The organism is Mesorhizobium metallidurans STM 2683, assembly GCF_000350085.1.
Classification (GTDB): Bacteria; Pseudomonadota; Alphaproteobacteria; order Rhizobiales; family Rhizobiaceae; genus Mesorhizobium; species Mesorhizobium metallidurans.
Window position 1 is genome coordinate 1 of sequence record NZ_CAUM01000119.1, and the last position, 25,144, is coordinate 25,144.

Annotated in this window: 21 protein-coding genes; 10 read left to right on the top strand and 11 right to left on the bottom strand. The window is 63.2% G+C overall.

The genetic code is table 11. The features are described from left to right. Together mfd and MESS2_RS19485 are read right to left on the bottom strand one after the other, a co-directional pair. On the bottom strand, nt 1-3,496 hold a 3,496-nt coding region (mfd, locus tag MESS2_RS19480; protein ID WP_040593537.1), incomplete at its 3' end, for a transcription-repair coupling factor. Nucleotides 3,497-3,513: 17 nt separating this feature from the next. After that, complete coding sequence (locus MESS2_RS19485; RefSeq protein WP_008876140.1) at nt 3,514-3,801, bottom strand: succinate dehydrogenase assembly factor 2; 288 nt, start codon at nt 3,799-3,801, stop codon at nt 3,514-3,516. Nucleotides 3,802-4,000: 199 nt separating this feature from the next. Between MESS2_RS19485 and recG the strand changes: the two genes are divergently transcribed. Next, nucleotides 4,001-6,109, top strand: a complete 2,109-nt coding sequence (gene recG / locus MESS2_RS19490) for an ATP-dependent DNA helicase RecG (protein ID WP_008876142.1) — start codon at nt 4,001-4,003, stop codon at nt 6,107-6,109. Here recG and MESS2_RS19495 read toward each other — a convergent pair. From MESS2_RS19495 to MESS2_RS19520, 6 genes are all read right to left on the bottom strand, one after another. Continuing rightward, the gene (locus tag MESS2_RS19495; protein WP_083918616.1) at nt 6,061-6,819 is read right to left on the bottom strand and encodes a DUF502 domain-containing protein; all 759 of its coding nucleotides are present in this window, start codon (nt 6,817-6,819) and stop codon (nt 6,061-6,063) included. The two genes, recG and MESS2_RS19495, sit on opposite strands and share 49 nt — an antisense overlap. 83 nt (nt 6,820-6,902) lie before the next feature. Then, nucleotides 6,903-7,202 (bottom strand): HigA family addiction module antitoxin, encoded by a 300-nt coding sequence (locus MESS2_RS19500; RefSeq protein WP_040593538.1) that lies wholly within the window; start codon nt 7,200-7,202, stop codon nt 6,903-6,905. 37 nt (nt 7,203-7,239) lie between these two features. Continuing rightward, complete coding sequence (locus tag MESS2_RS19505; RefSeq protein ID WP_040593541.1) at nt 7,240-7,521, bottom strand: type II toxin-antitoxin system RelE/ParE family toxin; 282 nt, start codon at nt 7,519-7,521, stop codon at nt 7,240-7,242. 114 nt (nt 7,522-7,635) lie between these two features. Next, the gene (gene glmS / locus MESS2_RS19510) at nt 7,636-9,459 is read right to left on the bottom strand and encodes a glutamine--fructose-6-phosphate transaminase (isomerizing) (RefSeq protein WP_008876144.1); all 1,824 of its coding nucleotides are present in this window, start codon (nt 9,457-9,459) and stop codon (nt 7,636-7,638) included. Nucleotides 9,460-9,768: 309 nt separating this feature from the next. Beyond that, nucleotides 9,769-11,130, bottom strand: a complete 1,362-nt coding sequence (gene glmU, locus MESS2_RS19515) for a bifunctional UDP-N-acetylglucosamine diphosphorylase/glucosamine-1-phosphate N-acetyltransferase GlmU (protein WP_008876145.1) — start codon at nt 11,128-11,130, stop codon at nt 9,769-9,771. Between the two features lie 167 nt (nt 11,131-11,297). Beyond that, nucleotides 11,298-12,044, bottom strand: a complete 747-nt coding sequence (locus tag MESS2_RS19520; RefSeq protein WP_008876146.1) for a cytochrome c biogenesis CcdA family protein — start codon at nt 12,042-12,044, stop codon at nt 11,298-11,300. Between the two features lie 240 nt (nt 12,045-12,284). Between MESS2_RS19520 and MESS2_RS19525 the strand changes: the two genes are divergently transcribed. The 9 genes from MESS2_RS19525 to MESS2_RS19565 all read left to right on the top strand — a co-directional run bounded on the left by MESS2_RS19525 (nt 12,285) and on the right by MESS2_RS19565 (nt 22,205). Next, complete coding sequence (locus tag MESS2_RS19525) at nt 12,285-12,662, top strand: COG4315 family predicted lipoprotein (RefSeq protein WP_008876147.1); 378 nt, start codon at nt 12,285-12,287, stop codon at nt 12,660-12,662. Nucleotides 12,663-12,999: 337 nt separating this feature from the next. Beyond that, nucleotides 13,000-15,606: a type I DNA topoisomerase gene (topA, locus tag MESS2_RS19530; RefSeq protein ID WP_008876148.1), complete on the top strand. Its 2,607-nt coding sequence runs from the start codon at nt 13,000-13,002 to the stop codon at nt 15,604-15,606. 6 nt (nt 15,607-15,612) lie between these two features. Next, nucleotides 15,613-17,913 carry a ribonuclease R gene (gene rnr / locus MESS2_RS19535; RefSeq protein ID WP_008876149.1) on the top strand — a complete coding sequence of 767 codons (2,301 nt, stop codon included), beginning with the start codon at nt 15,613-15,615 and terminating at the stop codon, nt 17,911-17,913. Beyond that, nucleotides 17,913-18,365 carry a DUF983 domain-containing protein gene (locus MESS2_RS19540; RefSeq protein ID WP_008876150.1) on the top strand — a complete coding sequence of 151 codons (453 nt, stop codon included), beginning with the start codon at nt 17,913-17,915 and terminating at the stop codon, nt 18,363-18,365. The genes rnr and MESS2_RS19540 overlap by 1 nt, the downstream gene beginning before the upstream one ends. A gap of 73 nt (nt 18,366-18,438) precedes the next feature. Beyond that, nucleotides 18,439-19,179: an NUDIX hydrolase gene (locus MESS2_RS19545; RefSeq protein ID WP_008876151.1), complete on the top strand. Its 741-nt coding sequence runs from the start codon at nt 18,439-18,441 to the stop codon at nt 19,177-19,179. A 21-nt stretch (nt 19,180-19,200) separates the two neighbouring features. Beyond that, nucleotides 19,201-20,376, top strand: coding sequence for an MFS transporter (locus MESS2_RS19550; protein ID WP_008876152.1), 1,176 nt, complete (start codon nt 19,201-19,203; stop codon nt 20,374-20,376). A gap of 119 nt (nt 20,377-20,495) precedes the next feature. Further along, a complete protein-coding gene (locus MESS2_RS19555) occupies nt 20,496-20,954 on the top strand; it encodes a YqfO family protein (RefSeq protein ID WP_008876153.1) in 459 nt (152 codons plus the stop codon). A gap of 198 nt (nt 20,955-21,152) precedes the next feature. Next, nucleotides 21,153-21,320, top strand: a complete 168-nt coding sequence (rpmG, locus tag MESS2_RS19560) for a 50S ribosomal protein L33 (protein ID WP_006201775.1) — start codon at nt 21,153-21,155, stop codon at nt 21,318-21,320. Between the two features lie 198 nt (nt 21,321-21,518). Continuing rightward, the gene (locus MESS2_RS19565; RefSeq protein WP_008876154.1) at nt 21,519-22,205 is read left to right on the top strand and encodes an outer membrane protein; all 687 of its coding nucleotides are present in this window, start codon (nt 21,519-21,521) and stop codon (nt 22,203-22,205) included. Nucleotides 22,206-22,243: 38 nt separating this feature from the next. On the opposite strand, the gene MESS2_RS19570 is transcribed toward MESS2_RS19565, so the two are convergent. The 3 genes from MESS2_RS19570 to MESS2_RS19580 are packed head-to-tail and all read right to left on the bottom strand — an operon-like array spanning nt 22,244 to nt 25,086. Next, a complete protein-coding gene (locus tag MESS2_RS19570; RefSeq protein WP_008876155.1) occupies nt 22,244-23,311 on the bottom strand; it encodes an ABC transporter ATP-binding protein in 1,068 nt (355 codons plus the stop codon). 3 nt (nt 23,312-23,314) lie between these two features. Beyond that, complete coding sequence (locus tag MESS2_RS19575; protein ID WP_008876156.1) at nt 23,315-24,163, bottom strand: carbohydrate ABC transporter permease; 849 nt, start codon at nt 24,161-24,163, stop codon at nt 23,315-23,317. Next, the gene (locus tag MESS2_RS19580; RefSeq protein WP_008876157.1) at nt 24,163-25,086 is read right to left on the bottom strand and encodes a carbohydrate ABC transporter permease; all 924 of its coding nucleotides are present in this window, start codon (nt 25,084-25,086) and stop codon (nt 24,163-24,165) included. Before MESS2_RS19580 ends, MESS2_RS19575 begins: the two co-directional genes overlap by 1 nt. Nucleotides 25,087-25,144: the final 58 nt, after the last annotated feature.

Sequence of the window (25,144 nt, forward strand, 5' to 3'; positions counted from 1 at the left end):
AAGCGGCCTTCTCCACCAGCCTCGCCAACTGCGTCATGACAACCGCCGAGCCCGCAAGTCGCTTCTCGGCCGTCGGCCAATCACGGGTAAAGACAACGCTGTGGTCTGGCCGGATCTTGGCCAGCGAACCCTGCTCGCCGATGAATTTGACCAGCCCGACCGGGTTGGAAAACTCGCGCTTGCGGAAGTGGATGACGACGCCCTTCGGCCCTGCGTCGAGCTTTTCGACATTGGCCTTGCGGCACAGCGCCTTGATGAAGACGATCTTCAAGAGATGCTTCACCTCCTCCGGCAACGGCCCGAAACGGTCGATCAGCTCGGCGCCGAAAGCGTCGATCTCCTCTGTGTTTTCGAGATCGCCAAGGCGGCGGTAGAGCGCCAGCCTGAGTTGCAGGTCCGGTACATAGCTTTCCGGGATCATCACCGCCGTGCCGACGGCGATCTGCGGCGACCAGCCGCCATCCTGCACATCGCCGGAATCCTTGACCTCGGCCACCGCTTCCTCCAGCATCTGCTGGTAGAGCTCGAAGCCGACCTCCTTGATGTGGCCGGACTGCTCCTCGCCGAGAAGATTGCCGGCGCCTCGGATATCGAGATCGTGGCTGGCCAGCTGGAAGCCGGCGCCCAGTGTGTCGAGCGACTGCAGCACCTTCAGCCGGCGCTCCGCGGTGTCGGTCAGCTTGCGATTGGCCGGCAGAGTGAACAGCGCATAGGCGCGCACCTTCGAGCGACCGACGCGGCCGCGCAACTGGTAGAGCTGCGACAGGCCGAACATGTCGGCGCGATGCACGATCAGCGTGTTGGCGGTCGGGATATCGAGACCGGACTCGACGATAGTGGTCGACAAAAGCACATCGTACTGACCGTCGTAGAAGGCGTTCATGATGTCGTCGAGTTCGCCGGGCGGCATCTGGCCATGGGCCACCGCTACCTTCAGCTCCGGCACGGATTCCTTCAGGAAATCATGGATTTCCGCCAGATCGCTGATACGAGGCACGACGTAGAACGAATGGCCGCCACGGTAGCGCTCGCGCAGCAGCGTCTCGCGGATGACCAGCGGGTCGAAGGGCGAGATGAAGGTGCGCACCGCCATGCGGTCGACCGGCGGCGTAGCGATCAGCGACAGTTCGCGCACGCCGGTCAGCGCCAGCTGCAGCGTGCGCGGGATCGGCGTCGCCGACAGCGTCAGCACATGCACATCGGTCTTCAGGTCCTTGAGCCGCTCCTTGTGCTTGACGCCAAAGTGCTGCTCCTCGTCGATGATCAAAAGGCCGAGATTCTTGAACGAGATCGAGGCGCCGAGCAGTGCGTGGGTGCCGACGACGATGTCGACCGTACCTTCGGCGATGCCTTTCTTGGTCTCGGCCAACTCCTTGGCGCCAACCAGCCGCGAAGCCTGGGCGACGCGGATCGGCAGGCCGGAGAAACGCTGCGAGAAGGTCTTGAAATGCTGGCGCGACAACAGGGTCGTCGGCACGACAACCGCGACCTGAAAACCCTCCATGGCCGCGATGAAAGCGGCCCGCAGCGCCACTTCCGTCTTGCCGAAGCCGACATCGCCGCAGATCAGCCTGTCCATCGGCTTGCCCGCGCCGAGGTCGTCCATGATCGAATCGATCGCCGTCTGCTGGTCGTCGGTTTCCTCATAGGGAAAGCGCGCCGCAAACTCGCCATAGAGGCCATCAACCGGGATCAGCGATGGCGCGGAGCGCATCTGCCGCTCGGCGGCAATGCGGATCAACTGCCCGGCCATGTCGAGCAGGCGCCGCTTCAGCCGCGCCTTGCGCGACTGCCAGGCGCCGCCGCCGAGCTTGTCCAATGTCGCTTCGGCCGAATCCGAGCCGTAGCGCGACAGAAGCTCGATGTTTTCCACCGGCAGGAACAGCCGGTCGTCGCCGGCATAATGGATTTCGAGACAGTCATGCGGCGCGCCGACCGCCTCGATGGTGCGCAGCCCGATGAAGCGGCCGATGCCGTGATCGGTGTGGACGACAATGTCGCCGGAGGACAGCGACGACGCCTCGGCGATGAAGTCGGAAGCGCGCTTCTTGCGCTTCGAGCGCCGGATCAGCCGGTCGCCCAGAATGTCCTGCTCGGCAACGACGACCAGCTTTTCGGTCTCGAAGCCGGATTCGAGCGGCAGCACGGCAAGCGCCGCCTGCCCCGGCTCGAGCTTTTCCGCCTCGGCTAGCGTTGCAACCGGTGTGAGGTTGCCGAGATGATGCTCGGCAAGGATCTGGCCAAGCCGGTCGAGCGAGCCTTCGGTCCAGCCGGCGATGACGACGCGGCGACGCGCGGCACGCTCGTCGGCAATGTGCTTCACGACGACGTCGAAGACATTGATGCTGGGGTCGGCGCGCTCCTCGACGAAGCTGCGGCCATGCCGCGATCCGGCGTGATAGACCTTCTTTGCACCGGCATCCGGGGCATCGAAGGCCGTGAAGTCGATCGCTTCGCGCGGCCCGAGTGAGGCGACCAGGTTTTCCGGCGAGAGAAAAAGCAGATCCGGCGGCACCGGCTTATAGGGAACGGCGTCCTTCAGCGCGCCATCTGCCTGTTTTCGGCGCGCTTCATAGTGGTCGAGGATCAGCGTGTGGCGTTCCGCCAGCGCCTCATGCGCCAGATGGTCGAAGACGACAGGCGTGTCCGGCAGGTAGTCGAACACGGTCTCCAGCCGCTCGTAGAAGAACGGCAGCCAGTGTTCCATGCCGGCAAAGCGCCGTCCCTCGCTGACCGCAGCATAGAGCCCGTCGTCGCGCTGGGGCGCGCCAAAGGCTTCGATATAGGCGCGACGGAAGCGGCTGATGGTTTCGGGCGTCAGCGCCACCTCGCTCATCGCCTGCAGCGCCATCGACTTGCGCTGGCCGGTGGTGCGCTGGGTGGCGACGTCGAAGACGCGGATCGATTCCAGCGTGTCACCGAAGAAATCGAGCCGCAGCGCTTCCGTCCAGCCTGGTGCAAACAGGTCCAGAATGCCGCCGCGCACAGCGAACTCGCCGACACCGCGCACGGTCGGCACCCGCTCGAAGCCCGATACCTCCAGCCTCGACACCAGCGCGTTCATGTCGATCTGGTTGCCCGGCCTGGCATGGAAGGTCTGCGCTTCCACCAGTTCGGCCGGTGGAATACGCTGCAAAAGCGCGTTGGCGGTGGTCAGGATAACGGCGCGATGTGGCTTCTTCGCCAGCGCGATCATCGCCGTCAGCGCATCGAGCCGCCGGGCGGCGGCATCCGATCCAGGCGAAACGCGATCATAGGGGAGGCAGTCCCAGGCCGGCAATTCCAGCACCGGCAGGCCGGGCGCGGCAAAGGCAAGCGCTTCGATGATCGCCGGCAGGCGCTGGCCGTCGCGCGCCACGAACAGCACCGGCTTGTCCGGCGCGATCTCGTGCGCCGCCTGCACCAGCGCAAACGCCTCATAGCCGTCGGCGACGCCGTCGACAATGAACTGGCCGGCGCGGCCCTTGGGCAGGCCGATTGTGGGGATCAGGCTCATGGATACGGATTCACGTTTCAGAAAGTCATGGTCCGGCGCGACGCCAGGATCTTTTGCAGGACTGCACAGTCGGTATCGGGCGGAACCGGGCGCTCGCCGGTGACCATGGGCAGGAATTCGGTATCGGGAATGTCGAGGAGCCTCTCATATTGGTCGATTTCGTCGCCGGTCAAGGCGCCGATCTCGGCATCGGCAAAGCCACCGAGGATGAGGTCCATCTCGCGCATGCCGCGATGCCAGGAGCGGAACAAAAGCTTGCGACGACGGGCATCGAGCCCCTCGCTTGATCGTCTCGTTCCGGTCATGATGCCGTATCCTTGCCTGTCGCGGCGCATATAGCGTGGATAGAGGACGGTGTCAGCCTTGCAACGGTCCGGCGGGTGTCTAACATCCCGGTGTGACGTACACTCCTGACAACATCGGCGCTAAGACCCCCCTCTGTCCTGCCGGACAGTCCGGCAGGACAGAGGGGGGTGAGCGCCAACATCACGTGGTCTCTCGCAAATGAGACCCTCCATCCTCGACCCGTTGTTCGTCCCGATCACCTCGCTTGCCGGCGTCGGGCCGAAGGTCGGCGCGCTGATCGAGAAAGTGGTGGCCGCCGATCTTGGCGACCGCGCCGCCCGCGCCGGCGACCTTTTGTTCGTGCTGCCCAACACCGTCATCGACCGCCGCAACCGGCCGGGCATTGCCTTGGCGCCGGCAGGCGCAATCGTTACCCTCGATGTGCGCATCGACCGCCACCAGCCGCCGCCGCGCGGCAACAGGTCGGTGCCATACCGGGTCTACGCCCATGACGACACCGGCGAGATCGCGCTGACTTTCTTCCATGCGCACGCCGCCTATCTCGAAAAGGCGATGCCCGAAGGCGAGCATGTCGTGGTTTCCGGCCGCATGGAATGGTTCAACGGCCGCCCGACCATGGTCCATCCCGACCATATCGCCTTGGCCAATGACGCCGAAAACCTGCCGCTGGTCGAGCCGGTCTATCCGCTGACATCAGGTCTCTCCGGCAAGGTATTGCGCCGTGCCATCGGCCAGGCGCTCGGCCGCCTGCCTGAGTTGCCGGAATGGCAGGACGACGCCTTCATGCGCCGCCAGACTTTTCCGGCCTTCGATGACGCGCTCGCCCGTATCCACTATCCGACAGATCCGATCGACGTCGCCATCGAGGGGTCGGCGTGGCGGCGGCTTGCCTATGACGAGCTGCTGGCTGGCCAGGTATCGTTGGCGCTGGTGCGGGCAAAAGTCCGCCGCCTGTCCGGCAGGCCGCTCATTGGCGACGGCCGCATCGTCGACGAACTGCGCCAGGCCCTGCCCTATTCACTGACTGCCAGCCAGGAATTCGCCCTGGCCGAGATCAACGCCGATCTCGCCGACCCCGAACGCATGCTGCGGCTTTTGCAGGGCGATGTCGGCTCCGGCAAGACGGTGGTGGCGCTGCTCGCCATGGCCCGCGCCGTCGAGGCCGGCGGCCAGGCGGCCTTGATGGCGCCGACCGAAATCCTGGCGCGCCAGCATCTGGCGACCATCACACCTCTGGCTGAACGCGCCGGGTTGCGTGTCGCCATCCTCACCGGCCGCGAAAAGGGCCGTGAACGCACCGACACGCTGGCCGGTCTGGCGAGCGGAGAAATCGACATTGTCGTCGGCACCCACGCACTCTTCCAGGAAACGGTGACGTTCCACGATCTCGTCTTCGCCGTCGTCGACGAACAGCACCGTTTCGGTGTCCATCAGCGGCTTGCGATCACCGCCAAGGGCGACGCGCCCGACATGCTGGTGATGACGGCGACGCCGATCCCGCGCACGCTGGTGCTGACCGCCTTCGGCGACATGGATGTGTCGAAATTGACCGAAAAGCCAGCCGGCCGCCGGTCGATCCGCACCGTCACCTTGCCGCTGGAACGGCTCGACGAACTCATCGGCCGCATGCTGGACGCCGTCGGCGACGGGCAGAAGATCTACTGGATCTGTCCGCTGGTCGAGGAATCCGAAGAAATCAAGCTGATGTCGGCGGAGGACCGGTTTGCTTCGTTGAAGCCGTTGTTCGGCGACCGGATCGGCCTCGTGCATGGCCGCATGAGGGGCGCCGAAAAGGACGAGGCGATGCGCGCCTTCAAGGCGGGCGAGACACGCATCCTGATCGCCACCACGGTCATCGAGGTGGGGGTCGACGTACCCGATGCGACGATCATGGTCATCGAACACGCCGAGCGTTTCGGCCTCGCCCAGTTGCACCAATTGCGCGGGCGGGTCGGGCGCGGCGACAAACCGTCCTCCTGCGTGCTGCTCTACAAGGACCCGCTCGGCGAGACGGCAAAACGCCGGCTATCGGTGATGCGCGAGACCGAGGACGGCTTCCGCATCGCCGAGGAGGATTTGAAGCTTCGCGGAGAAGGTGAATTGCTGGGCACCCGCCAGTCCGGCACGCCGGGCTTTCAGGTGGCGCGCATCGAGGCGCATGCCGACCTGCTCGAAGCCGCCCGCGATGACGCGCGGCTGATCCTGTCACGCGATCCGGAATTGCAATCCGAACGCGGCACCGCACTTCGGCTGCTGCTCTATTTGTTCGGCCGCGACGAGGCGGTACGGCTGCTGCGCGCCGGCTGAGGCGTGGTACCAACCGGTGGATTGGCAAGCGGACCGTCAATCCGCTCGCCGTTCAACGTCACAATCTTGGCCTTGACCTCCGGCGCCACCAACCCGGCCGAGACGATCAGCCTGGCGCCGTCCTCGATCGTCATGTCGAGCAGCACGATGTCGGATTTAAGCACATACATCAGGAAGCCCGTGGTCGGGTTCGGCGTGCAGGGCATGAACACGGCGACCAGCGGATCGCCTTCCTGGTCGAGCTTCTGGTTGATCTCGGTTTCCTTCTCGCTGGCGATGAAGACCAGCGACCAGACGCCTTTGCGCGGATATTCGACCAGCCCGACCTGCCGGAACATGTCGCCCTTGTTGGACAGCACGGTCTGGAAGATCTGCTTCAGCGAGCCGTAGATGCCGCGCACCAGCGGCATACGGCCGAGCAGGCGCTCGCCGAAATTGACGATGGCCCGGCCAACGATGTTGGCGGTCATGAAACCGATCAGCGTGATCAGGATCAGAGCGACGATCAGCCCGAAACCGGGAACCGGAAACGGCAGGTAGGTGTCCGGGCTATAGCGCGCGGGAATATAGGGTTTTACCCAGGAATCGACCCAGCCGATGAACGACCAGGCGATGTAGGCGGTGATCGCCAGCGGCGCGCAGACGATGAAGCCCGTCAGGAAATAATTCCGCAGCCGGGTCATGCCTGAAGTTCTGGGAGCATCGGACATGGTTCACACCGCGGCGCAGATTTGCAGCGCGACATTAATGAACCGGAAGGCGCTTTGGAATTGCGAAGTTTTTAAAGAACCAATCATGCCGCTACTTCCAGCGGTTCGATCTTCTCAAGTTCCGGCGCAAGTTTCCTCGCCTCGGTTTCAAGCTCGTAAGCCTGCTGAAAATTCATCCAGAATTCGGGCGTAGTATTGAAGAATCTGGCGAGCCGAAGAGCCGTGTCGGGGGTCAGGCCGATCTCTTCCTTGGAAATGCGCTCGATACGGGTGCGCGGAAGATTGAGCTTCTTCGCCAGCGCGCCGGCACTCATACCGAGAGGAACGAGATACTCCTGGCGCAGGAATTCTCCAGGGTGGATGGGGCGTGCAAACTTGAGCATAGTTCAGGAATCCTCAAGGGTCAGGGCAAGAGCCCGCTCAGTGGCAGTCGACGATCTCCACTTCTTCGGCGCCAGCAGCGGTCCATTTGAAGCAGATGCGCCACTGGTCGTTGATGCGAATTGAATGCTGCCCAGCTCTGCCCCCTTTCAGGGCTTCAAGGTGGTTTCCGGGCGGCGACCGAAGGTCATTCAATTGCGTGGCATTTGCGATCGCACGAAGGCGACGTTCGCCACGGGCAACCAAATCCGGCGGCAAGCCTTTTGGCGCTTTCCCTTCGGCAACCGCCTCTACCGCCTTGCCTTTGAACGAAACGATCAACGACGCGCCCTCGTATTGTATCATACATTGATACAAGACAGCGCAAGGCAATGTATCACTAGTTGATACTAACCCATTATCAGTCGATCGATGGCAAATCCAGTTTCCCGACCGCTATTCCACCGTCACCGACTTGGCCAGATTGCGCGGCTGGTCGACGTCCGTGCCCATGAACACGGCGGTGAAATAGGCGAGCATCTGGATCGGCAGCGCATAGATGATCGGCGAGATGATTTCCGGCACGTCGGGCAGGATGATCGTCTCCATCGTCTTGACGCTGGATTGCGCGGCACCCCTGCTGTCGGTGATCAGGATGATCTTGCCGCCGCGCGCCGCCACTTCCTGCATGTTCGACACGGTCTTTTCGAAGATGCGGTCATGCGGGGCGATCACGATCACCGGCATGTTCTCGTCGATCAGCGCGATCGGCCCGTGCTTCAGCTCGCCCGCGGCATAGCCCTCGGCATGAATATAGGAAATCTCCTTGAGCTTCAGCGCGCCTTCCATGGCCAGCGGAAAATTGGTGTCGCGGCCGAGATAGAGCACATCGCTGTAGCGCGACAGTTCGCGCGCGATCTGTTCGATCTGCCCGTCGAGCTTCAGCACCTGGTTGGCATAGCGCGGCGCCTCGGACAGTTCACGCACCAGCTTCTTTTCCTGCTCCCGCGAAAGCGTTCCGCGCGCAGCACCGGCCCGCACGGCAAGCGAGGCCAGCACCGACAGCTGGCAGGTGAAGGCCTTGGTCGAGGCGACGCCTATCTCCGGCCCGGCCAGCGTCGGCAGGATGACGTCGGATTCGCGCGCCATCGTCGATTCGCGCACGTTGACGACGGCGCCGATCTTCATCCCGGCCTTGCGGCAATAGCGCAGCGAGGCCAGCGTGTCGGCCGTCTCGCCCGATTGCGAGATGAAGAAGGCGGCGTCGTTCTTCGACAGCGGCATTTCGCGGTAGCGGAATTCCGAGGCGACATCGATGTCGACCGGCAGCCGCGCGTAGCGCTCGAACCAGTATTTGCTGATCAGGCCGGCCAGATAGGCGGTGCCGCAGGCCGAAATCGCCAGCCGGTCGATCTTGGCGAAGTCAAAAGGCAGGTCGAGCGGCTTCGAAACGCCGCCGACGAAATCCACATAATGCGCCAGCGTGTGCGAGATGACTTCGGGCTGCTCATGGATTTCCTTCTCCATGAAATGGCGCCGGTTGCCCTTGTCGACCATGAAGGATGTGCTCAGCGACTGCTGGCGTTTGCGGTCGACCTTGTTGCCCTCCATGTCGAAGATGGCGATCTCGTTGCGGCGCACCACCGCCCAGTCGCCATCCTCCAGATAGGTGATCGAATTGGTGAACGGAGCGAGCGCGATGGCATCGGAGCCCAGGAACATTTCGCCATCGCCATGGCCGACGGCCAGCGGCGGGCCGTTGCGCGCGCCGACGATCAGGTCCTCGTCTCCCCTGAACATGATGGCCAGCGCAAAGGCGCCCTCCAGCCGCTTCAACGCCTGGTGCGCGGCCTCGACCGGCTTCAGCCCCTTGGCCAGTTCGCGCGCCACCAGATGGGCGACGACCTCGGTGTCGGTCTGCGACGAGAACGTATAGCCGTCACGCATCAGTTCATCGCGCAATTCGGCGAAATTCTCGATAATGCCATTGTGGACGATGGCGACGCCGTCGGAAAAATGCGGATGCGCGTTGGTTTCGTTCGGCACGCCATGGGTTGCCCAGCGCGTGTGGCCGATGCCGATCGTGCCGTCGAGCGGTTCGTCCTTCAACCGGCGTTCGAGGTTGATCAGCTTGCCTTCGGCGCGGCGGCGTCCGAGCTGGCCATGCTCGACGGTGGCGACACCGGCCGAATCATAGCCGCGATATTCCAGCCGTTTCAACGCATCGACGATCAGCGGCGCCACCGGCGAGTGGCCAACAATTCCAACGATACCGCACATTGCCGTTTGCCCCCAAGTCGCCCGCGGAAACCCAGCGCTATTTAGAGATGGCCGGGCTGCCGCGAAAGTCACATTGCATTTCGTCGCGTATCAGCCGCAACTGTTCTTGCACAGATGCACCATGACAGGGCGCTCTTGCAATCCGGTTACCGTGATCGCTCGGTTTCTCCGTACCCCTATCCTATCTGCCTCGGCGGTTCCTGAAATCCGTCAAAGACATGAAGCGGTCATGAACGAACAATCGGCGGGGTAGCGCCTTCAACGACGCAGTTGTCGGCGAAAACCGAACTGTCACGAATGTCCCAGGGGCTAGCCTTTTTTCCGGGCTGCCGCGGCCGAGGCAAAACGCTCGCGCATCTCCTTGCCCTTGCCGGCCAGCGTCCTCTGGCGGGCGCGGCCGAAGGCCAGCGCGTCTTCGGGCACGCTTTCGGTGATGACGCTGCCCGAGGCGATGTAACCGCCCTTGCCGATTGTAACAGGCGCCACCAGCGAGGAGTTCGAACCGATGAAGGCGCCTTCGCCGATATCGGTGAAGAATTTCGAATAGCCGTCATAGTTGCAGGTGATGGTGCCGGCGCCGATATTGGCGCCGGCGCCGATGCGGGCATCGCCGATATAGGTCAGGTGATTGACCTTGGCGCCCTCCTCGATCGTCGCCTGCTTGACCTCGCAGAAATTGCCGACCTTGGCCTTTTGCTTTAGGTCGGCGCCGGGTCGCAGCCGGGCGAACGGACCGACATCGCAATTCGAGGCGATGGTTGCGCCTTCTATATGGCTGAAGGCATGGATGTTCGCGCCCTCGGCGATCTTCACTCCCGGCCCGAACCAGACATTGGGTTCGACGATCGTATCGGCGCCGATTTCGGTGTCATGCGAGAAGAACACGGTTTCCGGAGAGATCAATGTGACGCCCGACAGCATCGCCTCGCGCCGCCGGCGCGTCTGCCAGATGCCTTCGGCCCCGGCAAGTTCTGCGCGGTTGTTGATGCCGAGCGCATTTTCGAAACTGGCTTCCGTGGCACTGACATCGAGGCCTTGCCCGACTGCGATCTCGACAACGTCGGTAAGATAATACTCGCCCTTGGCGTTCTTGTGGCCGACTTGATCGAGCAGCTTCAACGCGTGCTTGCCGGCGATCGCCATCAACCCGCTATTGCAGAAGGTGATTTTCTTCTCTTCGTCCGTGCAGTCCTTTTCCTCGCGGATGGCGACGAGCTTGCCGGCCTTTTCGATCAAGCGACCATAGCCTGACGGATTTGACGTGCGGAAGCCGACCACGACCACGGCAGCACCCTTGGCCAGGTTCAGCCGCGCCGCGATCAGCGCCTCCGGATCGATCAGCGGTGTATCGCCGAACATGACGAGGATATCGTCATAACCCCTTGATATCGCATCACGCGCCGCCAGCACGGCATGCGCGGTGCCGAGCCGTTTCTCCTGGACGAAGCTCTCGGCCTTCGGCGCGAATTTCTGCGCAGCCTTGCGCATTTCCTCCGCCCCATGGCCGATCACCAGCGCCTGATCGCCGGCGCCTGCAGCCTCGGCGGCTTTCACGACATGGGCGACCATCGGCAGGCCGGCTATTTTATGCAGCACCTTGGGCAACGCACTCTTCATGCGCGTGCCTTCACCGGCGGCAAGGATGACGGACAGGCAGGATCTCTGGCTCATGGGGTGGCAACCGTGTGAAAGGGGATCAGGAATCTGGACTATCTAGCATTGGCGCCATGTCCCACCAATGCGGTTAAATTCCGGGTGAGATGGTCGAGCAACCGACTTTTTATCAGTAGGTCTAAAGGTCAATCCAACGCGCTGGCAAGGGCCTGCATCCGGGCGACCTACCCCAACTGCCCCAGCACCGGGAAATTCTCCAGCAGCCAATAGGATACGCTCTGGACGCCGCCTGTGAGGAAAAACACCCCAGCGACGACCAGCAGCGCGCCGATAGCCTTCTCGACGCGGCCGAGATGGACGCGGAACTTTCCGAGAAAGCGCATGAAGGCGTTGGAAAACATCGCCGCGACCAGGAACGGTATGCCGAGACCGAGCGAATAGGCAGCGAGCAGAGCCGCGCCCTCGCCCACCGTCTCGCGGCCGCCGGCCAGCGTCAGGATCGGCCCCAGAACCGGTCCGATGCAGGGCGTCCAGCCGAAAGCGAAGGCAAGCCCCATAACATAGGCGGCGATCAGGCTGGCCGGTTTTCCCTGCGACTGGAAGCGCGCCTCGCGCGACAACAGCGGGATGCGCAATATGCCGAGGAAATTCAACCCCATCAGGATGATGAGCACCCCGGCCACCATCGCCAGCGGTTCCTGCCAGACGCGCAGCCAATGGCCGATGGTCGAGGCGCCGGCGCCGAGCGCGACGAAGACGGTGGAAAAACCGAGCACGAAGGCGATCGAGGAGAAAAGCAGCGCGCCGCGCGCACCGGCCCTGGCCGTGGCGCCGGCCTCGCCACGGAAATCGTCGACCGAGACGCCGGCCATGTAGCAGAGATAGGGCGGCACCAGCGGCAAGACGCAAGGCGACAGGAACGAGATCGCCCCCGCCCCGATCGCGCTGACATAGCCGATGTCCAGTGCCACTTCAGTCTCCTTGTGCTTGCGCCGCCTGTGCTTGCGCCGCCTGTGTTTGCGCCGCTTGTGTTTGCGCTGCCATATAGCCGCGACCGAACTGGTCCGCCAATCACCATCGCGTGGCAAGTCGTCGCCCGCCATGAAGACCTGGCCAACAGAATTGCGGGAAGAAAGCACTGGCAGGCAGCGTTGATTGGTAAGAGGCCGCGAGTTCCCGCGCGCCTCTTTGAATCACCCGAGGAGATTTCCATGAAAACGATCACAGTCGGGCTGGCGGTGCTTTTGCTCGCCACCGCCGCATCCCATGCCGCCGAAGCTTGGAAGGAAGCGGATGTCGGAGGCGCCAAGATCTACACCGACGCCAACGGCATGACGCTTTACACCTACGACAAGGACGAGAAGGGCAAGTCGAACTGCTACGACAAATGCGCCACCAACTGGCCGCCGCTCAAGGCCGAGGCGGACGCCAAGGCCCAGGGCGAATGGACAGTCGTCGACCGCACCGACGGCACCAAGATGTGGGCCTATGAAGGCAAGCCCCTCTATACATTCATCAAGGACAAGAAAGCCGGCGATGTGACCGGCGACGGCGTCGGCGACGTCTGGCATATCGCCAAGGCCGACTAAGCCCGGGTCCCGAATCCCGCTCTGACGGGCGGGAACGCGGCTGGTCGCCGGGTTTCACCCCACCACCCCCTGGCGGCCAGCTTTTCCTCGCCTGTGGTCCCCTGTCCTGTCCACCGTAGACGACGCGGCTTGACAGGGCGCACGCCCGCTCCCCTTATCCAAAATTGGCTGACATAACGGCGAACTTTCCTGCATTGCATAGCCGGTGCAAGACAGGCATTTTGAGCGCTTGCCCTTGACCGGATGCAAAAGCGCGGCCATGTGAGCGACAAATTATACGAGATTTCGTCGCGAGCAGCGGAATCCTTCTGCCGCATCACAACTGATATGAGACCTCATGGACGTCGTCGTCGTCGAATCGCCGGCCAAGGCGAAGACAATCAACAAGTACCTCGGCAAGAACTACAAGGTTCTGGCCTCGTTCGGCCATGTCCGCGATCTTCCGGCCAAGGACGGCTCGGTGCGCCCGGATGAGGACTTCGCCATGTCCTGGGCCGTCGACACCGCCTCGGGCAAGCGCCTGGCCGACATCGCCAAGGCGGTCAAGGACGCCGATGGCCTGATTCTGGCCACCGACCCGGACCGTGAGGGCGAGGCCATTTCCTGGCATGTTCTAGAAGTGCTGAAGCAGAAGCGCGCGCTGAAGGACAAGCCGGTCAGCCGCGTCGTCTTCAACGCCATCACCAAGTCGTCGGTGCTGGAGGCGATGGCCAATCCGCGCCAGATCGACGCGCCGCTGGTCGATGCCTATCTCGCCCGCCGCGCGCTCGACTATCTCGTCGGCTTCACGCTGTCGCCGGTACTGTGGCGCAAGCTGCCGGGCGCCCGCTCGGCCGGGCGCGTGCAGTCCGTGGCATTGCGTCTTGTCAGCGATCGCGAATCGGAGATCGAGCGCTTTATCCGCGAGGAATACTGGCAGATATTAGCTCTCCTCGGCACGCCGCGCAAGGAGAGCTTCGAGGCTCGGCTGACCGCCTTCGAGCGCAAGAAGCTGCAAAAGCTCGACATTTCGAACAAGGCGCAGGCCGACGACATCAAGGCGATGCTCGAAGGCGCTGTTTTCAAGGCGCTGTCGGTCGAAGCCAAGCCGACCAAGCGCAATCCCGGCCCGCCCTTCACCACCTCGACCCTGCAGCAGGCCGCTTCCTCGCGCCTCGGCTTTTCGGCCACCCGCACCATGCAGGTGGCGCAACGGCTCTATGAAGGCATGGACATCGGTGGCGAGACCGCCGGCCTGATCACCTATATGCGAACCGACGGCGTGCAGATGGCGCCGGAGGCGATCTCGGCCGCGCGCGATGCGATCGCCAAGGAATTCGGCCCCAGATACCTGCCGGAAAATCCACGCGTTTACACGACCAAGGCCAAGAACGCCCAGGAAGCGCACGAGGCGATCCGGCCGACCGATTTCATGAGCACGCCGGCTTCGGTCAGGCAATATCTCGATGCGGACCAGGCGCGCCTCTACGAGATGATCTGGAAACGCGCCATCGCCAGCCAGATGCAGCCGGCCGAGATCGAGCGCACCACGGTCGAAATCTCGGCGGCCAACGGCGCCCGCACCGCAGAGCTTCGCGCTGTCGGCTCGGTCGTTCGCTTTGACGGCTTCATTGCTGCCTACACCGACCAGAAGGACGAGGATTCGGAAGACGAGGAAAACCGCCGCCTGCCGGAGATCCGCGCTGGCGAACAGCTTGACCGCCAGGCGATCAACGCCACCCAGCACACGACCGAGCCGCCGCCGCGCTATTCCGAGGCTTCGCTGATCAAGAAGCTGGAAGAGCTCGGCATTGGCCGTCCCTCGACCTATACGGCGATCCTAAAGACGCTCGAGGACCGCGACTACGTCACCATCGACAAGCGCAGGCTGGTGCCGCAGGCCAAGGGCCGGCTGCTGTCGGCCTTCCTCGAAAGCTTCTTCGAGCGCTACGTCGAGTATGACTTCACCGCATCGCTGGAGGAAAAGCTCGACGAGATTTCCGATGGCAAGCTCGCCTGGAAGGACGTGCTGCGCGATTTCTGGAAGGATTTTTCCGGCGCCGTCGCCGACATCAAGGAGTTGCGCGTCACCGACGTGCTCGATGCCTTGAACGAGGAACTGGCGCCGCTGGTGTTTCCCGCGCGCGAAGACGGTTCGAACCCCCGCATCTGCCCGAAATGTGGCAGCGGCAACCTCTCGCTCAAGCTCGGCAAGTTCGGCGCCTTCGTCGGCTGCTCGAACTATCCCGAATGCTCGTTCACCCGTCAGCTTGGCGACGCCGCCAATCCCAATGGCGAGAACGGCAATGGCGAGGACGGCACGAAGGTGCTCGGCAAGGACCCGTATACAGCCGAGGAAATCACGCTGCGCAGCGGCCGTTTCGGCCCCTATATCCAGCGCGGCGACGGCAAGGAAGCCAAGCGCTCCAGCCTGCCCAAGGGTTGGACGGTCGAATCCATCGACCACGAAAAGGCGCTTGCCCTGCTCTCGCTGCCGCGCGACGTCGGCAAGCATCCGGAATCCGGCAAAATGATCTCCGCTGGTCTGGGTCGCTACGGCCCCTTCGTGCTGCATGACGGCACCTATGCCAATCTCGAAGGCATCGATGAGGTGTTCTCGATCGGTCTGAACCGCGCTGTATCGGTGATCGCCGAGAAGCAGTTGAAAGGTCCGGGCGGCCGCAATGGCGGCACGCCCGCCGCCTTGAAGGAGCTTGGCGACCATCCTGACGGCGGCGGCAAGATCGTCGTGCGTGACGGCAAATACGGACCTTACGTGAATTTCGGCAAGGTCAATGCCACCTTGCCCAAGGGCAAGGATCCGCAGTCGGTGACCATCGAGGACGCGCTGACGCTGATTGCCGAGAAGGAAGCCAAGGGCGGCGGCAAGAAGCCATTCCGCCGGGCGGCCGCATCGGCTGCGAAGCCGGCAGCGGCCAAGAAGCCGGCGAAGAAAAAAGGATAGGACGGCGTGGCGCGCAGGATCTCCGGACGAAGCCACGGCGATCCGCGCACCGCCGATACCCGCGCCAAGGTCAAGGACGACTACCGGCCGTCCCGCGATGAAATCCTGCGCTATATCGCCGAAAATCCGGACCGTTCCGGAAAACGCGACATCGCCAAGGCCTTTGCGCTGCGCGGCGAGGACCGCATCTGGCTGAAGGACATGCTTCGCGACCTGCAGGACGAGGGCCTGCTGACCAGGGAGCGCAAACGGCTCGCCCGCGTCGGCGCCCTGCCCCATGTCGCCGTGCTCGACATCTTTGGCCGCGACGACGACGGCGTGCTGTTGGCGCATCCGGCCGAAGCGGTGGGCGACGGCGAGCCTCCCATCGTTGCCATCCGCGTGCCACGCGGCGGCCCGGCGCCGGGCATCGGCGACCGTATATTGGCCAAGACCTTCCCGACCGACGATGTAACTGGCCCTGCCTATACCGGGCGGGTGATGAAGATCTTCGAGAAACGCACCGAGGCCGTTCTCGGCGTCTTTCGCGTGCTGAAGGACGGCACCTTCCGTATCGAGCCGGTGGAAAGGCGCCAGCCCGAACTGGTCGTCGACAAGGAGTTCCAGAACGGCGCCAGGAATGGCGACCTGGTCGAAGTCGAGCCGGCGCGCGCCTCCCGCTACGGGCTGCCCCGCGCCAAGGTGCTGACGGTACTGGGTTCGCTGACCAGCGAGAAGGCGGTCTCGATGATCGCCATCCATGCGCACGACATTCCGCACATCTTTCCGGCCGATGTCATCGCCGAAGCCGAAGCGGTCAAGCCTGCGACGCTTGATCACCGCGAGGACTGGCGCGACCTGCCGCTCGTCACCATCGATCCGGCCGACGCCAAGGATCATGACGACGCGGTGTTCGCCATATCTGATACCGACGAGCAGAACCCCGGCGGCGTGGTCGTCACCGTGGCGATTGCCGATGTCGCCGCCTATATTCGCTATGGCACGGCGCTCGACCGCGAGGCGCTGAAGCGCGGCAATTCGGTCTATTTCCCGGATCGCGTCGTGCCGATGCTGCCGGAGCGCATCTCCAACGATCTGTGTTCGCTGCGCGAAGGCCAGGACCGCCCGGCGCTGGCCGTCCGCATGATTTTCTCGGCCGATGGCCACAAGCTCAGGCATTCGTTCCACCGCGTCATGATGAAATCGGTGGCCAAACTGGCATACCCGCAGGCGCAGGCCGCGATCGATGGTGTGCCAGACGACAAGACCGGCCCGATCCTCGGCACCGTGATGAAACCGCTATGGGATGCCTACGCCATCCTCAAGCGCGGCCGCAATTCACGCCAGCCATTGGAACTTGACCTGCCGGAGCGCAAGATCCTGCTCAAGCAGGATGGCACCGTCGACCGGGTCGTCGTGCCGGAGCGGCTCGACGCCCACAGGCTGATCGAAGAATTCATGATCCAGGCCAATGTCGCGGCCGCCGAAACGCTGGAGGCGAAGCGACAGGCGCTGGTCTACCGCATCCACGACGCGCCCTCGCTCGCCAAGCAGGAATCGCTGCGCGAGTTCCTGCAGACGCTCGGTCTCTCGCTGGCGCGCGGCGCGCAGATGCGGCCGGCCCAGTTCAACGGCATTCTGGAGCGCGTCAGCGGCGCCGACAATGAAGGGCTGGTCAACGAAGTGGTGTTGCGCTCGCAAAGCCAGGCCGAATACTCGCCCAAGAATATCGGCCATTTCGGCCTCAATCTGAAACGCTACGCGCATTTCACCTCGCCGATCCGCCGCTATGCCGACCTGATCGTGCATCGCGGACTGATTGCCGCGCTCGGCTTCGGTGCGGGCGGGCTGACGCAGAATGAAGCGGAACGGCTGGAAGAGGTCTCGGTGCTGATTTCCGGCACCGAGCGCCGCGCCATGGCCGCAGAGCGCGACACGGTCGACCGGCTGATCGCCGCCTATCTCGCCGAGCGCGTTGGCGACCGTTTCGACGCGCGCATTTCGGGCGTCACCAAATCGGGACTATTTGTCCAATTGCCGCAGTTCGGCGCGGATGGTTTCATCCCGGTGTCAAGTCTGGACGGCGACTACTATATCTATGACGAAACTGCCCGATCGCTTTTCGGAGAACGCACCGGCAAGGGCTATCAGCTTGCCGACCGCGTCGAGGTTCGCCTGATCGAGGTGGCGCCCATGGCCGGCGCGATGCGTTTCGAAATGCTGACCGACCCAAAGCCGCTGCCCGGCTCCAAACGGTCGTTTCACAAGGCCAAGGGCCGCGCCCGGGCGTCGCAATCGCGTCCAGGCCCGCGCGGCAGGAGACGGTAATGGCAAAAGAACTGGGAATGGCACCGCAGGTTTTCGGCGGCGAACATCACTCGGGCCGGGCCGCCCGACCGCTTTGGACGGCGATGAAGCGCGGCCTGCTCGGCCGCTGCCCGCGTTGCGGCGAGGGCAAGCTGTTTCGCGCCTTCACCAAGACCGTCGACAAATGCGATGTCTGTGGCGAGGAACTTCATCACCACCGCGCCGACGACCTTCCCGCCTATCTGGTGATCGTCATCGTCGGCCACATCGTGCTCGGCGCCTTCATGGGTGTCGAGGCGACCTCCACCTTGTCCACCTGGCAGCATATCGCCATCTGGGTGCCGCTGACCATTCTTCTGGCGGTCGCGTTGCTGCAGCCGGTCAAAGGCGCTGTCATCGGCCTGCAATGGGCGCTCTATATGCACGGCTTCGGTGGCGAAGAGGACAGGATCGAATCTCATCCCGAGGCTTGAAACAGACACTGGCGCAATCGGCGATGGCTGAACGCCACTTTCGCATGGCAGAAGATTCCGCTAGGTCGTGCGCATGGATGGTATGATCAGGGCGGACATCGAAAAGGTCGAGCGGAGTGCGGCTGTACTTGGCACAAGGCCAATTCGCCCGCGCGACGCCGCAACGCTGGCCCTGCTCGACCGCAAGGGCGACGAGTTCCTGGTGTTGATGGGCCGGCGTCACGCAGGTCACGCCTTTATGCCGGGGAAGTTCGTCTTTCCTGGTGGGCGCACCGATCCGGCCGACAGCCATATTCCCGTTGCCACCGCCCTTCACCCCAAGGACGAAGCGGGCCTCACCGCCGGTCTTGGCCGCACGAACCCGGCTCGCGCCCGCGCCATTGCGCTTTCCGCGATCCGCGAGACCTATGAGGAGGCTGGTCTGCTTATCGGCCGGAAAGGCGCCCTGGCGACGAGCAGGCGCGACTGGCAGGGCTTTGTCGAACATGGCGTAAGACCGTCGCTCGATGCACTGCGCTTTGTTGCACGCGCCATCACGCCGCCGAACCGGGTGCGCCGTTTCGACACACGCTTTTTCGGTGCCTGGCGCAGCGATGTCGCCGTGGAGTTGCCTGATGGCGGCCCGACCAACGAGTTGGAGGAACTGGTCTGGCTGCCGCTTGCCAAAGCCAGGGAGGCAGATGTTCCAGACATCACGCGGATGGTGCTGGAGGAGTTGGAGCGACGGCTCGCCGATGATCCGCTCCTGCTTCCTGGCGGTTCCGTGCCGTTCTACCGGTCTGTCCGCAATCGCTTTGTCCGCGAAATCCTGTAGAGCATAGAGCATCCACATCCCATGACGGTCGATACCCAGCAAAAGGGCGAGGAACGCGTACACTGGTTGCCGATGGTCGCGGCGATCTCGTCGATCAGCGTCGTCGGCATCGCCATCGGCCTCGGCATGCCGCTGCTCAGCGTCATTCTGGAAACGCGCGGCCATTCGGCATCGATGATCGGCCTCAACACCGCGGTCGCCGGCCTGGCCTCGATCGCCGGCGCACCGCTTGCCACTCCGCTTGCCATGCGGTTCGGCGTCGCCTGGACCATGCTGGCTATGATCGCCATCGGGGCGCTCGCCTTTGTCGGCTTTCATTTCGCGCCGGACTTCTGGATGTGGTTTCCATTGCGCATCCTGCTGCACATCGCGCTGACGGTGCTGTTCATTCTGTCGGAGTTCTGGATCAGCACATCGGCGCCGCCGCACCGGCGGGGCCTTGTGCTCGGCATCTACGCCACGGTCCTGTCGCTTGGGTTTGCCGCCGGACCATGGCTGTTTGCCCATCTCGGCAGCTCCGGCTTCAGGCCCTTCGGCGTCATCATCGGCCTGGTGGCGCTGGCCGCGATACCGGTGCTGGCGGCGCGCAACGAGAGCCCGACAATCGTCTCCGACGGCGAAACCAGCAATTTCCTGCGCTACATCTGGCTGGTGCCGACGGCGACCGCGGCCGTGCTGGTGTTCGGCGCCGTCGAAACCGGCGGCTTTGCGCTGTTCCCGATTTACGGCAGCCGCATCGGCTATTCCGAAGCCAATGCCGCGCTTCTCCTGACCATGATCGGTCTCGGCAACGTGCTGTTGCAGATTCCCATCGGCATGATCAGCGACCGCGTCAGCGACCGTCGCTATCTGCTGCTCGCTTGCGCCATCGTCGGGCTCGCCGGCACGATCTTCATGCCGTTCTTCGCTCAGAACTGGCATCTGATGGCAGCACTTCTGTTCGTCTGGGGTGGCGTTGTCGCGGCCATGTACACGATCGGCCTTGCGCATCTCGGCTCGCAGCTTTCCGGCCACGAACTGGCCTCGGCCAACGCAGCCTTCGTGCTCTGCTACGGCGTCGGCATGGTGCTTGGTCCACAAGCCATCGGCATCGGCATGGATGCGTTCGGCCCGTCCGGCTTCGGCTGGTCGCTTGGCCTGTTCTTCGCCGCCTATATCGCTCTGGTCGCCTTCAGGCTCTTGCGAAAAATCCTGTAGCGCGACGCCGTCGCCAATCCCTTCTTCACAGTGCCCCGCGACAGGCTGCTGACATCACCGTGTCAGTAGTGCCCCTGCTATATCAGCTGCCCAAACCACCATAAGCAGGGAGATATCAAATGATCGACAGTGGTTTTGAAACGAAATCGGTGCGGATGGAATTGCTGCTGCTTGTCAGCTTTCAGGCGCCCGCCGCCGACGTCGACCGCATCATGGAAGCGGTGATCGGGATCACCCCGCTCGGCATGGGCAATTATGACAGCAACGCCTTCCAGTCGGCGGGCGGCATCGAGCGCTACCGGCCACTCGAAGGTGCCGCCGCCGGCGCCGAGACCGTCTTGCGGGAGCGGCCGGGCACCGTCGAAGTGTCGTTCGAACTGCCCGACGACCAGCGGCTGGCCGAGCGCGTCGTCGAGGCGATCTACCAGGCGCACTCCTACCAGGAGCCGGTGATCCGCATCCAGCCTTTGCTCGCCAGCCGCTCGAAAGGCCTCGACGACCGCTCCAACCCGAACCGCTGGTGGAACACGACGGGCGACTGGAAGAAAGCGGCTGCTTCGATCAAGGAAGACGCTTGAACCTGGCAATATCGCTGCCGCCGGCAGGCTCCGTTGTCGGCGGCAACATGCACATTGGATGCCGCTGAGACCCGGCCGGGCTGTCGGCCGGGCTTGACTTTCCGGACGTGTTCTTTATGTGTCGCGCCAAGTTTCCCGCGTCCGGGCGTTTCCCCGTGCTCCAGCGGCCAACCCCACGAACATTAATGGACTGATATCATGGCCAAAGCCGCAAACATCAAGATCAAGCTTCTGTCGACCGCCGACACCGGTTTCTTCTACGTGACCAGCAAGAACAGCCGCACCAAGACGGACAAGCTGTCGTTCCGCAAATACGATCCGGTTGCCAAGAAGCACGTCGAATTCAAGGAAACCAAGATCAAGTAATCGGGTTTCCTTCCGCAGCACCGAAACGCCGCCTCATGGGCGGCGTTTTTCTTTTGTCGGTCTTGTTCCCTGGACCGCCCAAATGGCATCCGAAAATTTCAGCTTGTGTGGCGTCATTGTAACATCCAACCTTGAGGAACCTGTTACGCTGCTATCCTGACAAGACGGCAAGATCAGGGGAATCGGGGGCGCTTCGTGATGCATCGGTTGCTTGCTGGCTTCGTGTCGGCGAATTTGTTTTTTTCCGCGGCCACGGCAAAGGCCGCCGATTTGTCGCTCGACGCAGCGCCGATGTTCAACTGGACAGGTCTCTATGTCGGCGTCCAGGGCGGCTATCAGTGGAGTAAGGATCGCTCCACCGAGTTCTTCACGCCGACCGGAGCGGCAACCGGCTTCAGCCAGGACTTCCAACCGGATGGCGGGTTCGGCGGCGTCCATGTCGGTTACAACTATCAGTTCGACTGGCTCGTGCTCGGCATCGAGGGCGACGCGGATTTCGGCCGTGCGAGCGACGGTTTCACTTGCTGCGGCGGCATCTTCACGTTCGACGCCCGGAAGAATTGGGAAGCCTCGATCCGCGGACGGATCGGTGTCACGCCGACGGACCGGCTCCTGCTGTATGTCACGGGTGGCGCCGCGTTCACCGATTTGAAGTATTCCTGGAACTCGATTGAACCCCTTTTCCCCGGCGTCAATGCCAATGTCTTCAAGACCGGATGGACCGTGGGCGGCGGCGGTGAAGTTGCAGTGACGGACCGGGTGACCGCGCGCCTGGAATATCGCTACAGCGATTTCGGAACGACCCGTTTCGAATGGATCGACGGCAGTTATGAGCAGCACCCACGTTTCCATACGGCCCGCACCGGCGTCAGCCTCAAATTCTGAGACGAGCAGACGCGTGACCGGCGTGTCGTGGAGCAGCCTTATCCGATACGGTTTCCGCTCATCGGATCGAAGAGATGCAGTGCCGCAGGCTCAGCGGACAGCCGCACCGCATCGCCCGGCCTGATAGTGCTGCGCCCCATGACGAAGACGCAGACCTGCTGGCCGGCGATCCGGACATAGAATTGGGTCGACAGGCCAAGCGGCTCGACCACTTCGACCTCGGCCTTGAGCGCTCCGTTCTCGGCAGGTTGGATGTGCTCCGGCCGCAGCCCGACGGTGATTGCGTCACCGTCCTGCAACGGCAGTCCGTCCGGCAACCTCAGCTTCTGGCCGTCGGCCAGCACCGCGTCGGCCTTGCCCCCCTTGCTGACCGTTGCCGGCAAAAAATTCATGCCGGGTGAACCGATGAAGCCGGCGACGAAGATGTTGGACGGCCGGTCGTAGAGTTCGAGCGGATGGCCGACCTGCTGCACGAAGCCGTCATGCATGACGACGATGCGGTCGGCCATGGTCATGGCCTCGATCTGGTCGTGGGTGACATAGACCGAAGTGGTCTTGAGCTGGTGGTGCAGCGCCTTGATTTCGGCGCGCATATGGACGCGCAATTTGGCGTCAAGGTTGGACAAGGGTTCGTCGAAGAGAAAAACCTTGGGATCGCGCACGATGGCGCGGCCCATGGCGACGCGCTGGCGCTGGCCGCCGGATAGCTGGCGTGGCAGGCGGCCGAGGAAACTGTCGAGGCCGAGCCGTTTGGCGGCCGCGCCCACCCTGGTGTCGATCGTCGTCTTTTCGGCCTTCTTCAGGAGCAGGCTAAAACCCATGTTCGACGACACGTCCATATGCGGGTAGAGCGCGTAGGATTGGAACACCATGGCGATGTCGCGGTCCTTCGGCGCGACATCGTTGACCAATCGCTCGCCGATGCGGATTTCGCCGCCCGAGACCTCTTCCAGCCCGGCGATCATGCGCAAAAGGGTCGACTTGCCGCAACCGGACGGGCCGACCAGCACGACGAACTCGCCATCGGCGATTTCGAGATCGACGCCGTGCAGGATGCGCAGCGAACCATAGTCCTTCTCGACATGTTGCAGCGTGACGGAAGCCATCGATTATCCTTTGACGGCGCCGGCGGTGAGGCCGGTGACGAGATAGCGTTGCAGGAAGGCGAAGAAGATGCAGACCGGGATCAGCGCCAGGATCGAGGCCGCCATCATCTGCCCCCAGTCGACGGCGAACTTGCCGATGAAGGTGAGCAGGCCGACGGCGAAGGTCTTCTGGGCGTCGCTGGAGATCAGCATCAGCGCAAACAGGAGCTCGCTCCAGGCGGCGGTGAAGACGAAGCCCAGCGTCGCGCCCATGCCGGGCAATGTCAGCGGCACGATCACCTTGCGCATCGCCTCGGCGCGCGTGCAGCCGTCGATCATCGCCGCCTCCTCGAGGTCCCTCGGGATACCGTCGAAGAAGGACTGCATCAGGAAGGTGGCGAAGGCGGTGTTGAAAGCGGTGTAGATGATGATCAGCCCGACCAGGCTGTTGGTCAGGCCGAGATCACCCATGATGCGGTAGATCGGCGGAATGACCATCACCAGCGGAAAGGTCTGGGTGAGCAGAAGCAGGATCGCCAGCGTCGCCTTGCCGCGGAAGGCAAAGCGCGACATGGCATAGCCGGCAAGCGTGGCGATGATTGTGACGAAGGCTGCCGTCGACACCGAGACGATGACGCTGTTCAGGAAATAACGCGGGAAGTCGGAAGCTTCGAGCACCGTGACGAAATTCTGGAACGTCGTCCGCGACGGCCACAAGGTGATGCCTTCGGAATAGAGCAGCCGTTCCGGCGTCACCGATATCTTCAGCGTCCAGAAGATCGGGAACAGCGCAAAGATCATGTAGGCGGCGATGGCGCCGTAGAGGCCGATGCCGCCGACGATGCGCGAAGAGGTGGAGCGTCCGGCGATCATCAGACGTGCCTCACCAGCGTGCGGCGGATGGCGATCAGCGCCACCGCATAGGCAATCAGCAGCACCAGCAGCAGCACCGCCACGGCAGAAGCGTAACCCTTGTCCAGCGACTTGAAGGCGCTGACATAGATGTAGACCGGCACCGTGCTGGTCGAGCCGGCCGGTCCGCCCTCGGTCATGACGAAGATCAGATCGGCGAAGGTGGCGATCCAGATCGTGCGCAGCATGACGGTGATGACGATGGTCGGCGCCAGGAAGGGCAACGTCACCTTGGTGAAGCGCTGCCACGGCGAGGCGCCGTCGATGGCCGCCGCCTCATGCAGTTCCGACGGGATCGACTTCAGTGCCGCCAATAGCGTGATGGCGAAGAACGGGATGCCGAACCAGATATTGGCGACGATCGGCCCCCACATGGCGGTGGCCGGATCCGACAGGATATTGGTCGGCTCAGCCTTGAGCCCCAGCGCATAGAGCCAGTGCGGCAGCGGCCCGATGATCGGGTTGAACAGCCAGGCCCAGGTAAGGCCTGACAGAAACGACGGCACCGCCCAAGGCAGGAACACCACCGCCTGCACGAGTTTGCGGCCGATGAACGGCTTGTCGAGCAGCAGTGCCAGGCCAAGGCCGAGGAAGAACTGGAAGAACAGGCTGGCGACCGTCCACCACAGTGTGTTGACGAGCGCCTGCCCCAGCACCTGATCCGATAGCATGGCCTGGTACTGGCCGAGGCCGACATATTCCGACTTGAAGGCGGAGAATTTGCGAAAGGAATAGCTGATGCCGACGATCAGCGGCACCAGCAGCACCACGACCAGAAGCACGATCGCCGGGCTGAGATAAAGCCAGGGCTCGATCGCGGCATGGGATAGCCGCCTCTTTCGCCGCCTGCCGGCGGATCGTATTTCGGACACGGCATAGGTCATACGGACAGCTCTATTGCGGGCGGCTCTACGGTGACAGGCGGGTGCAGCGTCGATGACA

Coding starts and splice junctions, on each gene's coding strand:
- MESS2_RS19485 (WP_008876140.1), bottom strand. CDS start 3,801: ATGACCGGAACGAGACGATCAAGCGAGGGGCTCGATGCCCGTCGTCGC.
- recG (WP_008876142.1), top strand. CDS start 4,001: ATGAGACCCTCCATCCTCGACCCGTTGTTCGTCCCGATCACCTCGCTT.
- MESS2_RS19495 (WP_083918616.1), bottom strand. CDS start 6,819: ATGTCCGATGCTCCCAGAACTTCAGGCATGACCCGGCTGCGGAATTAT.
- MESS2_RS19500 (WP_040593538.1), bottom strand. CDS start 7,202: ATGCTCAAGTTTGCACGCCCCATCCACCCTGGAGAATTCCTGCGCCAG.
- glmS (WP_008876144.1), bottom strand. CDS start 9,459: ATGTGCGGTATCGTTGGAATTGTTGGCCACTCGCCGGTGGCGCCGCTG.
- glmU (WP_008876145.1), bottom strand. CDS start 11,130: ATGAGCCAGAGATCCTGCCTGTCCGTCATCCTTGCCGCCGGTGAAGGC.
- MESS2_RS19525 (WP_008876147.1), top strand. CDS start 12,285: ATGAAAACGATCACAGTCGGGCTGGCGGTGCTTTTGCTCGCCACCGCC.
- topA (WP_008876148.1), top strand. CDS start 13,000: ATGGACGTCGTCGTCGTCGAATCGCCGGCCAAGGCGAAGACAATCAAC.
- MESS2_RS19540 (WP_008876150.1), top strand. CDS start 17,913: ATGGCAAAAGAACTGGGAATGGCACCGCAGGTTTTCGGCGGCGAACAT.
- MESS2_RS19545 (WP_008876151.1), top strand. CDS start 18,439: ATGGATGGTATGATCAGGGCGGACATCGAAAAGGTCGAGCGGAGTGCG.
- MESS2_RS19550 (WP_008876152.1), top strand. CDS start 19,201: ATGACGGTCGATACCCAGCAAAAGGGCGAGGAACGCGTACACTGGTTG.
- MESS2_RS19555 (WP_008876153.1), top strand. CDS start 20,496: ATGATCGACAGTGGTTTTGAAACGAAATCGGTGCGGATGGAATTGCTG.
- rpmG (WP_006201775.1), top strand. CDS start 21,153: ATGGCCAAAGCCGCAAACATCAAGATCAAGCTTCTGTCGACCGCCGAC.
- MESS2_RS19565 (WP_008876154.1), top strand. CDS start 21,519: ATGCATCGGTTGCTTGCTGGCTTCGTGTCGGCGAATTTGTTTTTTTCC.
- MESS2_RS19570 (WP_008876155.1), bottom strand. CDS start 23,311: ATGGCTTCCGTCACGCTGCAACATGTCGAGAAGGACTATGGTTCGCTG.
- MESS2_RS19575 (WP_008876156.1), bottom strand. CDS start 24,163: ATGATCGCCGGACGCTCCACCTCTTCGCGCATCGTCGGCGGCATCGGC.
- MESS2_RS19580 (WP_008876157.1), bottom strand. CDS start 25,086: ATGACCTATGCCGTGTCCGAAATACGATCCGCCGGCAGGCGGCGAAAG.